The following is a 10999-nucleotide window of genomic DNA, read 5'->3' on the forward strand; positions in this document are numbered from 1 at the left end:
GTTCTCCAGAGGTTGAGATGATGAAATGGGTCGGGGAAGGCGGTGCCGCTCAGGCGGCCTTCTGCTTCACGTAGCGGCCGGGAGCCGCCTCGATGACGGGATGTTGGCGGTTGCCGGGCGCCTTGGGCGCCGCGACCTGCTTGCCGGCGTGGCCCTTGAGCCAGCCGGCCCAGTCGGTCCACCAACTGCCCGGGTGTTCCGTGGCCTTGTCGAACCAGGTCTGCGCGTCGGCCGGCAGCGCGCCAGGGGCACCGATCCAGTGGCTGCGCTTGCCCTTGGCCGGCGGGTTGATCACGCCGGCGATGTGCCCGGACGCGCCGAGCACGAATCGGGTCGGGCTCTTGAGCACCGCGGTGTTGCGGTAGGCGCCCTCCCACGGCACGATGTGGTCCTCGCGCGAGGCGTAGATGTAGGCCGGCGCGCTGATCTTGCCCAGGTCGACCTTTTCACCGCACACCGTCAGCTTGCCCGGCTTGACCAGATTGTTCTCGAGGTAGGTGTTGCGCAGGTACCAGCAGTACATCGGCCCCGGCAGGTTGGTGCCGTCGCTGTTCCAGTAGAGCAGGTCGAACGGCGGCGGCGTCTCGCCCTTCAGGTAGTTGCCGACGACGTAGTTCCACACCAGGTCGTTCGGGCGCAGGAAGCTGAACGTGGTCGCGAGTTCCTGGCCTTTCAGCAGGTTGCCGCCGCCCGGGCTCTTCGGGCCGAGCGTCATCTCGCGCATCTGCACCATCGTCTCGTCGATGAACAGGTCGAGTACGCCGGTGCTGGTGAAGTCGAGGAAGGTGGTCAGCAGCGTCATGCTGGCCGCAGGCTTCTCGCCCCGCGCCGCCAGCACGGCCAGCGCCGTTGCGAGGATGGTGCCGCCCACGCAGAAACCGAGCGTGTTGATCTGTTTGCTGCCGGAGATCTCCTGGGTCAGCCCGATCGCGCGGATCGCCGCGTCCTCGATGTACTGGTCCCAGGTGTAGTTCTTGATGCTCTCATCGGCGTTGCGCCAGCTGACGACGAACACCCGATGGCCCTGTTCGACCGTGTAGCGGATCAGCGAATTCTCCGGCTGCAGGTCGAGAATGTAGTACTTGTTGATGCACGGCGGCACGAACAGCATCGGGCGCTCGTAGACCTTGGCGGTCAGCGGCTTGTACTCGATCAGCTGGAACAGCTCGTTCTCGAACACGATCGCGCCTTCGGTGGTCGCCACGTTGCGGCCGATCTCGAACACGCGCTCGTCGGTCTGCGAGACGTGGCCCTGGCGCACGTCGTCGAGCAGATGCTTGATGCCCTGGGCGATGCTCTCGCCCTTGGTCTCGAGCGCCTTGCGCTGCGCCTCCGGGTTGAGCGCGAGGTAGTTGCTGGGCGACGCCATGTCGATCCACTGCTGGACCGCGAAGCGGATGCGCGCCTTGGTTTTCGCGTCGCCTTGCAGGCTGTCGGCCATCTGCATCAGCGTGCGCGCATTCAGCAGGTACATCTGCGCGGTGTAGGCGGCGGCGGGATTCTTGACCCAGTCGGGCGCGGCGAAACGACGGTCGGCCGGCGCGGGCGGCTTGGCCTGCAAGGTCTGATTCCAGAGCTCGGTCGCCTGCTCGACATAGGCCTTTTGCAGCTCTGCCACCGCGGGCACTGACATGCTCAGGCCGGACATCGACTTCCAGATCTCGCCGAACGTGTGGCCCAGGGCTTGCGCGTTGGCCGCAAGATCGGTGGCGGACGCAGCCGCAGAATCGAGGGGGGTGGTCATGAGTCTCCTGGGCTGGCGAGGGCGGTCTGGGGCAGCGCTTCGTGCACTTGTTTTACGTGAGTCTGCAGGGTTTGTACATCCGCAGGCTATCCCTACTTGTATCGCATTATGACATTCAATTTCACAATCAGGCAGAATAACGCCGGGCCGCCGCGATGGTGTTGATCGCCATCGCCTGGGGCTACGTCGTGCTGATGGTGGCTGTCGTCGAGGCGACGAGCCCGCGCGGCACGCTGCTGGGCGCGCTGTTCACGGTGCTGCTGTACGGCGTGCTGCCGCTCGGCATCGTCGGCTACCTGGTGCTGAGTCCGGCGCGCAAGCGAGCCCGGCGGGCAGCCGAGAGCGCCGTCTCAAACGACGCGTCGGTTGATCCAGATCAAGGCGGCCATGCGGCCGGTGACGCGATCGCGACGAAACGAGAAGAACCGTGACGGCTCGCTGACCGTGCACCAGGTGCCGCCGTCGATGGCGCGAACGCCGGCGGCGAGAAGACGGTCACGAGCCAAACCGGGCAGATCCGCCAGCCACTTGCCGGCGCTCTTGGCGACGAAGCGGCCGGCGCCGGCGGCGCCGAACGCGTCCAGCACATCCGGCCCCACCTCGAACCGGGCCGGCCCGATGCAGGCGCCAAGCCAGACCCGCACGTCGCCCGCCTCGCACCGTCCCGCCTGCGCGACCTTCGCGAGCGTCGCCTCCAGCACGCCCGCGGCCAGGCCGCGCCAGCCCGCATGGGCGGCGCCGACCGCCCGCCCGCCGGGCGCGGCGAACAGCACCGGCAGGCAGTCGGCCACCTGCACCGCGCAGGCGATGCCCGGCTCGGTGGTGACGGCCGCATCGGCTCGATGACCGGGCGCGCGCGCATCGGCATCGGCGCCCGTAAGGTGGACCACGGCCGTGCCGTGCACTTGGTCGAGCCAGACCGGCGTGACGCCGAGCGCCTGCGCGACCACCTGCTGGTTGTGGGCCACAGCGAACGGCTGGTCACCAGTCCCGGCTCGCAGGTTCAGGCTGTCGAACGGCGCGGCGCTGATGCCGCCGAGGCGCGTCGTCATCACGGCGCCGACGTCATCGACCGGCCACGCCGGGCGCAGCCAGTCGGGGTGCATCGTCACGCGGCCGGGATCAGCTTGACCTCGAGCGTGCCGACGCCTTCGAGGCTGGCGCGCAGCGTGTCGCCCACCTCCACGGCCGCGACGCCTTCCGGCGTGCCGGTGTAAATCAGGTCGCCGGGTTGCAGTTCCCAGGCTTTCGAGAGGTGCTCGATGATTTCGGCGACGCTCCAGATCAGCTTGCCCAGCGTGCTGGCCTGGCGCGGCTGGCCGTTGACGAGCAGCGAGATCTTGGTGTCGGGCGTCAGGCTGCAATCCTCCGCCCGACGGATCGGACCAATCGGTGCGGACTCGTCGAAGCCCTTGGAGATGCACCACGGCCGGCCCTGCTTCTTGGCGTCGTTCTGCAGATCGCGGCGCGTCATGTCCAGGCCGATCGCGTAGCCCCACACGTGCTCGAGCGCCTGCGCGGCGGGAATGTCGCGCCCGCCCTTGCCGATCGCGACGACCAGCTCGAGTTCGTGGTGCAGGCTCTTCGTCAGCGTCGGGTAGTGCATCGCGCCGACCGTGCCCTCGGCGACCGGCAACACGGCGTCGGCGGGCTTCATGAAGAAGAACGGTGCCTCGCGACCGCTGTGGCCCATCTCGATGGCGTGCTCGACGTAATTGCGCCCCACGCAGTAGATGCGGTGCACCGGGAACAGTGCGCCCGCCGCTCCGCCTTGAACCGGAACCGCAGCGGCTGGGACAGGATTGATAACAAATGTCATGGCACGAAAACCTTGGTTTGTCCAACGGTGCGCCGCCGCAACGGCGCATACATCGTGGAATGATGCCATGCAGCGTTGGGTTTCACCGGCCGCCGGCGCGCGAGCGCCCAGGTCCCGCCGCTACACTCGCGCCCATGTTGATCGCACCGCACGGCATCAAGCACTGCAAGGTCTGCGGTGGCTCGACGGTCTACACGGTGCCGGCCGACGACAACCGCGAGCGCGCGACCTGCACGGCGTGCCACATGGTTCACTACGAGAACCCGCTCAACGTGGTCGGCACCGTCCCGGCCTGGGGCGATCAGGTGCTGCTCTGCCGCCGCAACATCGAACCGCGCTTCGGGATGTGGACGCTGCCTGCGGGCTTCATGGAACTGGGCGAGACGCTCGAACAAGGCGCCGCCCGCGAGACCGTCGAAGAGGCCGGCGCGCACTTCGAGATGCTGGACCTGTTCACCGTGCTCAGCGTGGTGCGGGTCGGCCAGGTGCACATGTACTTCCGCGCGCGCCTGCTGGACCTCGACTTCGCCCCGGGCCCCGAGACGATCGAAGCCCGCCTGTTCCGCGAAGACGAGATCCCGTGGGACGAGCTCGCGTTCCGCACCGTGCGCGAGACGCTGCAGCACTATTTTGCGGACAAGCGGCTCGGCCGCTTCGGACTGCACTGTTCGGGCATTTCCTGAGCCTCCTTCGTTTCTCCGTTCCCGATTCCTTTTCCGGCACTGCCGCTTTCGTCCATGAGTTCGACTGCTTCGCCGCGCTTGCGAGAAGACCTGATCCACGCCGACCCCCTGCTCGACGGCCTGGTCGAAATTTGTCGCCTGCACGGCCGGGCGGCGTCGCGGGCGACGCTCTCTGCGGGCATGCCGCTGGTGGACGGGCGCATGACGCTGGAGCTGGCCGAACGCGCGGCAGCGCGTGCGGGCATGTCGACGCGGCTCCAGCGCCTGGCGCTTGGCCAGATCGACGCCGCCACGCTGCCCGCGATCCTGGTGCTGCACGGCGACCGCGCCTGCGTACTGCTCGGCTGGGACGACAGCGGCACCAACGCCCGCGTGCTGCTGCCCGAGACCGGGCAGGGCACCGTGCTGATGCCGCGCGTCGAGCTGGCCGAGCGCCACGCCGGCGTGGTGCTGTTCGTTCGCCCGCATTTCCGCTTCGACAAGCGGACCGAGGGCATGGCCAGCAGCGAGACGCCGCGCTCGCGCCACTGGTTCTGGGGCGCGTTGCTCCAGCAGCGCTTCGTCTACCGGGACGTGCTCTGGGCCGCGCTGCTGATCAACCTGTTCGCGCTGGCGTCCCCGATGTTCTCGATGAACGTCTACGACCGCGTGGTGCCGAACAACGCCGTCGAGACCCTGTGGGCGCTCGCGATCGGCGTCGTGCTGGTGCTCGGCGCCGACCTGTTCATGCGCCTGCTGCGCAGCCACTTCGTCGACGAGGCGAGCGCCCGTGTCGATGTACAGATCTCCGCGGCGTTGATGGAAAAGGTGCTCGGCATGCGCCTCGAACATCGCGCCGAGTCGGTCGGCTCGTTCGCGGCCAGCCTGCGCAGCTTCGAACAGGTGCGGGACTTCATCGCCTCGAGCACCGTGACCGCGCTGATCGACCTGCCGTTCTCGCTGCTGTTCGTCGTGGTGATGCTGTGGATCTCGCCGTGGCTTGCCTTGCCGGTGGTGCTGGCGGGGTTACTGATCCTGGCGCTCGGCTGGGTCCGGCAGCAGCGCCTGCATGAGCTGTCCGAGACCACCTACCGCGCCTCCGCCATGCGCCACGCCACGCTGATCGAGAGCCTGACCGGCATCGAGACGATCAAGGCGCAAGGCGCCGAGAGCGTGATCCAGCGGCGCTGGGAGCGGGCCAACCTGTTCCTGGCCAAGACCAACGTCAAGACGCGCGCGCTGTCGTCCGGCGCGATGTACGGCACGAACACGCTGATCCAGTTGGTGTCGGTCGTCATCGTGATCATCGGCGTCTACCTGATCGGCCAGCGCGAGCTGACGATGGGCGCGCTGATCGCCTCGAGCATGCTGTCGTCGAGGGCCCTCGCGCCGGCCGGACAGATCATCGGTCTGATGCTGCAGTACCAGGGCGCGCGCACCGCGCTCGAGAACCTGAACCGGATGATGGACAAGCCGGTCGAGCGGCCGGTCGGCCAGTCGTTCGTCGAGCGGCCGACGCTGCGCGGTGGAATCGAGTTCCGCAATGTCCACTTTGCCTATCCGGGACGCACCGATTCCGCGCTCGAAGGCCTGAGCTTCAAGATCGCACCGGGCGAGAAGGTCGCGCTGATCGGCCGCGTCGGCTCGGGCAAGTCGACCATCCAGCGCCTGATCATGGGCCTGTACCAACCGAACGAAGGAGCGGTGCTGCTCGACGGCATCGACCTGCGCCAGCTCGACCCGGCCGACGTGCGCCGCAACTGCGGCTACGTCTCCCAGGACGTGACGCTCTTCTACGGCACCTTGCGCGAGAACATCGCGCTGGGCCTGCCCTACGCGCACGATTCGGCGATCGTCGCGGCCGCCGATGTGGCCGGCATGACCGACCTGGTCAACCGCCATCCGCGCGGGTTCGACATGCCGGTCGGCGAACGCGGCGAATCGCTCTCTGGCGGGCAGCGCCAGAGCGTCGGCGTGGCTCGGGCCGTCCTGCACAACGCGCCGATGCTGCTGCTCGACGAGCCGACCAGCGCGATGGACTTCTCCACCGAGGCGCAGATGACCGGCCGGCTCGGCGCATTCGCGCAGGACAAGACCGTGGTGCTGGTCACGCACCGCACCTCGCTGCTGGCGATGGTCACCCGCGTGATCGTGATCGATGGCGGCAAGATCGTTGCGGACGGCCCGCGCGATCGCATCATGGAAGCACTGCAGAGCGGACGCGTGGCGAAGGCAGCATGAGCGCATTGATCACTCCCCCCACGGGCCCGGCACCCCGGGCGGGCATTCGCCAGCGCCTGGCAGACGCCCTGGCCGCGACCCCCGACGACCGCGACGGCGCCGGCTTCCGCGGCTTCGATCTGGAGGCCGGCGACCTGATGTCGCGGGCCAAGACGCAGCGCGCGCAGAAGATCGTGCGCGCGGCCGTCGTCGTGGTCGTTCTGCTGCTGATCTGGGCCGCGCTCGCCAAGGTCGACGAGATCACCAAGGGCGATGCGCGGGTGATCTCGTCACGCCAGCTGCAACTCGTGCAATCGCTCGACGGCGGCGTCGTGTCCGAGATCCTCGTGAAAGAAGGCCAGGTCGTCGAGAAGGACCAGCTCCTGCTGAAGATCGACGAGACGCGCGCCACCTCCGGCGTGCGCGAGAGCGCAGCGCAGGGCTTCGCGCTGCGGGCCCGACAGGCCCGGCTGCGGGCGCTCGCCGAAGGCGCGGCATTCGAAGCACCGCCCGCGAGCGACAGCGCCGACGAGCGCCGCATCGTCGAAGAGGAGCGGCGCCTGTACGAGACGCGCCTGTCCGAGCTGAACACGCAGCTGGCGATCAACCAGCAGCAACTCCAGCAGCGCCAGCAGGAACTGGGCGAGATGCGCTCGCGCAAGGCCTCGGCCGATCGCAGCCTCGACCTCGCGCAGCAAGAGCTGACCAAGACCCGCCCGCTGCTCGCCAGCGGCGCCGTCTCCGAGGTCGACATCTTGCGGCTGGAAGGCGCAGTTTCCAAGGCGCGCGGCGATTCGGAACAATCCGGCGCGCAGATCGCGCGTGTGCAGGCATCCATCGGCGAGGCGCAGCGCAAGATCCAGGAGACCGAGCTGACCTTCCGCAACGAGGCCCGCAAGGAATTGGCCGAGGTGATGGGCAAGCTCAACGCGCTGAACCAGGGCGCGGTGGCCCTCACGGACAAGGTCGACAAATCCCAGATCCGCAGCCCGTTGCGCGGACGCGTCCAGCGCCTGCTCGCCAACACGGTGGGCGGCGTGGTGCAGCCCGGCAAGGACATCGTCGAGATCGTGCCGCTCGACGACGTGCTGGTGCTCGAGGCCAAAGTGATGCCGCGCGACATCGCGTTCATCCACCCGGGCCAGGCGGCCACCGTGAAGTTCACCGCCTACGACTTTTCGATCTACGGCGGCATGGACGCCACGGTCGAGAACATCAGCCCCGACACGGTGGTCGACGAGAAGGGCAACGCGTTCTATCTCGTGCGGGTGCGCACGACGCGCGCCAACTTCAGCGAGAAGCTGCCGATCATCCCGGGCATGACCGCGGAGGTCGACATCCTCACCGGTCACAAGACCGTGATGTCGTACCTGCTCAAGCCGGTGCTCAAGGGCAAGGCCTACGCACTGCGCGAGCGTTGACACCCAATTCGGTGTCCGAAATAAGCCGAATCGCCTTGCGCTATGCAAGCGCGAAGTCCGGCTTTAGGTGAATGGCTTCACGTTGTGACCGTGTTGCGCGCACATAAGGAAGGTCGACTGAAATAGGCTCGCTTATCCGTTTCCTTGCCTTTTCAACCGACTCATGCCGACCATCGTCAAAACTCTTCAAGGCCGTATCACCGGGTTGTGGGGCACTGCCCTGTTGCTGGGCAAGGATGGCAAGATGCACGCGCTGCGTCTCGGCGATCTCGTGCATCGCGGCGATGTCATCCTGACCTCGCAGAACGGCATCGTGCAGTTGACCCCGGACGACGGCGCGCCCGTCGCGCACGCTGTCGCAGCGCCGGCGGCGCCCGAGATCGACCGTGTCATCACCGGCCTGAACCAGCCCGAACCGACCGACGCGACCGCTGCCGGCCTGACGGGCGGCGACAGTGGCGACCTGCTGCCCGGGCTGCGCGTGGCCCGCATCACGGAGGCGGTGACGCCGGCGTCGATGTCCTTCCCGGACACCCCCGAGCGCGTCTTCATCGAGCCGATCGGCGTGGCCGAGCGCGAAGCCGAGCCGGCCATTGCCGCCGACGCCACCACGATCCAGGCGTTCGAAGAAGGCGCGCCGGTCAACCTCGGCCTGGCCGCGCCGACCGGGACCAGCGAGGCCGCCGTCATCCGCGTGACCCAGTTGCCGCTGATCGGCGAACTCGTGAAGTCGGACGGCACGCCCGTGACGATCGGCAGCGTGCTGACCCCGGCCGAACTCACCGGACTGACCTACGTGCCGCCCACCGACTACACGCCCGGCACGCCGGTCGGCGTATTCGGCTACACCGTCACCGACGGCGGCGTCACGGTGCCTGGCGGCGTCGTGATCGATCTCGCGCCGGTCAACGACGCGCCGATCGGGCAGCCGGACACCGCCTCGACGCTCGAAGACACCCCGGTATCCGGCAACGTCCTCGGCAACGACACCGACGTCGACGGCGACCCGCTGACGCTGACCCAGTACACGATCGACGGCGTCCCCTACCCGGCCGGCACGAGCGCGACGATTCCGGGCGTCGGCACGCTGACCGTTGGCTCCGACGGCGGCTACACCTTCGTCCCTGCGCCCAACTACAACGGCCCGGTGCCGCCGGTCACGTACACGCTGACCGACGGCACCGTCACCACCACCTCGACGCTGACGATCACGGTCGGCGCGGTCAACGACACGCCGGTGGCGATCGACGACCAGGTCACGACGCCGATCAACACGCCGGTCACCAGCATCCCGGTGCTGTCGAACGACACCGATCCGGACGGCGACCCCCTCACCGTCACCACCGCCAAGCCGGCCAACCCGGCGCAGGGCACGGTCACGGTCAACCCCGACGGCACGCTGAATTTCACGCCGGCCCCGAACGTCACCGGCCCGGTCGTCATCAACTACACGATCACCGACCCCCAGGGCGGCACCAGCACCGCGACCGTCATCGTCACGGTCGGCGCCAACAGCGCGCCCACCGGCGCCGACAGCATCCACACGATCGCCGAAGACGGGTCGTACACCGTGCAGGTCGCCGACTTCGGCTATGTCGACGGCGACGCCGGCCAGACCTTCGCCAACGTCCGCATCGACACCCTGCCCGCCGCCGGCACGCTGCTGCTGAACGGCGTGGCCGTGGCCACCGGCGCGCTGATCCCGGTCGCCGCGATCGCCGCGGGCCAGCTCGTGTTCGTGCCCGTGGCCGACGCGAACGGCTTGCCGTACGCGAGCTTCAGCTTCAGCGTGCAGGACAGCGCCGGCGCCTTCGACGCGGCGCCGAATGCGTTGACGATCAACGTGACGCCCGTCAACGATGCGCCCGTCGCGCTCGCCGATACCGGCAGCGCGCCGGAGGACTCGCAGATCAGCGGCAACGTGCTCGTCAACGACAGTGATGTCGATGGAACGCCGTTGCAGGTCAGCCAGTTCCTCATCGACGGCACGACCTACCCGGCCGGCAGCACCGCGACGCTGCCCGGCGTCGGCACGCTGGTGATCCAGCCCGACGGCAGCTTCACCTTCACCCCGGTCGCGGACTACAACGGCCCGGTGCCGGTCGCGACCTACACCGCCACCGACGGCACACTCACGTCCACCGCGACACTGACGCTCACGGTCACGCCGGTCAACGACGCACCGGTCGCGAGCAACGACATCGCATCGACGCCGATCAACACCGCCGTCAACAACATCCCGGTGCTGCCGAACGACACCGATCCGGACGGCGATCCGCTCACCGTCACGACCGCGGTGCTGACCAACCCGGCCCAGGGCACGGTCACCGTCAACCCGGACGGCACGCTGAACTTCACGCCGGCGACCAACGTCACCGGCCCGGTCGTCATCACCTACACCATCAGCGATGGCCAGGGCGGCACCAGTACCGCCACCGTCACCGTCAACGTCGGCAGCAACACGCCGCCGACCGGCGCCGACAGCGCCCACACGATCGCCGAGGACGGCTCGTACACGGTGACGACCGCCGACTTCGGCTATGCCGATGGCGACGCCGGCCAGACGTTTGCCGCCGTGCGCATCGACACCCTGCCCGCCACGGGCACGCTGCTGCTTGACGGCGTGGCCGTGGCTGCAGGCGCCCTGATTCCGGTCGCCGCAATCGCCGCCGGCCTGCTCGTCTTCACGCCGGTCGCCGACGCCAACGGCGCGCCGTACGCGAACTTCACCTTCAGCGTGCAGGACAGTGCCGGTGCGTTCGACACCGCGCCGAACACGCTGACGATCAACGTCACGCCGGTGGCGGACACCGCCGTCATCGGTGGCGTCGCCACCGGCGCCACTGTCGAGGACACGACCCTGACCACGGGCGGCACGCTCACGGTCGTCGACCCGGACGCCGGCGAGGCCGCCTTCCAGCCGCAGACCGGCATCGCCGGTGCCCACGGCAGCTTCAGCATCGATGCCGCCGGCGTGTGGACCTACACGCTGAACAACGCCGACCCGGCCGTGCAGGCGCTCGGCGCCGGCCAGACGCTGCCGAACGAAGTCTTCACCGTTCAGAGCCTGGATGGCACGACCTCGCAGGTCACCGTCACGATCACCGGCACCGACGACGCGCCGGTCATCTCT

The 10999-nt window shown here is 68.4% G+C and carries 8 protein-coding genes; 5 read left to right on the top strand and 3 right to left on the bottom strand.

Annotated elements, in window-relative coordinates:
* Positions 1-49: 49 nt before the first annotated feature.
* Positions 50-1744 (bottom strand): class I poly(R)-hydroxyalkanoic acid synthase, encoded by a 1695-nt coding sequence (gene phaC / locus ASC76_RS20650; protein WP_056470796.1) that lies wholly within the window; start codon positions 1742-1744, stop codon positions 50-52.
* Between the two features lie 155 nt (positions 1745-1899).
* Between phaC and ASC76_RS20655 the strand changes: the two genes are divergently transcribed.
* A complete protein-coding gene (locus ASC76_RS20655) occupies positions 1900-2175 on the top strand; it encodes a hypothetical protein (protein WP_056470799.1) in 276 nt (91 codons plus the stop codon).
* On the opposite strand, the gene pgeF is transcribed toward ASC76_RS20655, so the two are convergent.
* Entirely contained in the window at positions 2095-2850 is a 756-nt protein-coding gene (pgeF, locus tag ASC76_RS20660) for a peptidoglycan editing factor PgeF (protein ID WP_235580542.1), read from the bottom strand. The two genes, ASC76_RS20655 and pgeF, sit on opposite strands and share 81 nt — an antisense overlap.
* Before the next feature lie 2 nt (positions 2851-2852).
* On the bottom strand, positions 2853-3563 hold the full coding sequence (locus tag ASC76_RS20665) for a fumarylacetoacetate hydrolase family protein (RefSeq protein WP_056470804.1): 711 nt from the start codon (positions 3561-3563) through the stop codon (positions 2853-2855).
* Positions 3564-3697: 134 nt separating this feature from the next.
* Between ASC76_RS20665 and ASC76_RS20670 the strand changes: the two genes are divergently transcribed.
* From ASC76_RS20670 to ASC76_RS20685, 4 genes are all read left to right on the top strand, one after another.
* A complete protein-coding gene (locus ASC76_RS20670; RefSeq protein ID WP_056470807.1) occupies positions 3698-4246 on the top strand; it encodes an NUDIX hydrolase in 549 nt (182 codons plus the stop codon).
* A 54-nt stretch (positions 4247-4300) separates the two neighbouring features.
* Positions 4301-6466, top strand: coding sequence for a type I secretion system permease/ATPase (locus tag ASC76_RS20675; RefSeq protein WP_056470810.1), 2166 nt, complete (start codon positions 4301-4303; stop codon positions 6464-6466).
* On the top strand, positions 6463-7866 hold the full coding sequence (locus ASC76_RS20680) for an HlyD family type I secretion periplasmic adaptor subunit (RefSeq protein ID WP_082549322.1): 1404 nt from the start codon (positions 6463-6465) through the stop codon (positions 7864-7866). The genes ASC76_RS20675 and ASC76_RS20680 overlap by 4 nt, the downstream gene beginning before the upstream one ends.
* 163 nt (positions 7867-8029) lie before the next feature.
* On the top strand, positions 8030-10999 hold a 2970-nt coding region (locus ASC76_RS20685), incomplete at its 3' end, for an Ig-like domain-containing protein (RefSeq protein WP_157615887.1).

It is taken from the genome of Rhizobacter sp. Root404 (assembly GCF_001425865.1).
Taxonomy (GTDB): Bacteria; Pseudomonadota; Gammaproteobacteria; order Burkholderiales; family Burkholderiaceae_C; genus LMDS01.

What these genes read in the sequence shown, in the direction of transcription:
- phaC (WP_056470796.1), bottom strand. Translation starts at nt 1,744, where the DNA reads ATGACCACCCCCCTCGATTCTGCGGCTGCGTCCGCCACCGATCTTGCG.
- ASC76_RS20655 (WP_056470799.1), top strand. Translation starts at nt 1,900, where the DNA reads ATGGTGTTGATCGCCATCGCCTGGGGCTACGTCGTGCTGATGGTGGCT.
- pgeF (WP_235580542.1), bottom strand. Translation starts at nt 2,850, where the DNA reads ATGCACCCCGACTGGCTGCGCCCGGCGTGGCCGGTCGATGACGTCGGC.
- ASC76_RS20665 (WP_056470804.1), bottom strand. Translation starts at nt 3,563, where the DNA reads ATGACATTTGTTATCAATCCTGTCCCAGCCGCTGCGGTTCCGGTTCAA.
- ASC76_RS20670 (WP_056470807.1), top strand. Translation starts at nt 3,698, where the DNA reads ATGTTGATCGCACCGCACGGCATCAAGCACTGCAAGGTCTGCGGTGGC.
- ASC76_RS20675 (WP_056470810.1), top strand. Translation starts at nt 4,301, where the DNA reads ATGAGTTCGACTGCTTCGCCGCGCTTGCGAGAAGACCTGATCCACGCC.
- ASC76_RS20680 (WP_082549322.1), top strand. Translation starts at nt 6,463, where the DNA reads ATGAGCGCATTGATCACTCCCCCCACGGGCCCGGCACCCCGGGCGGGC.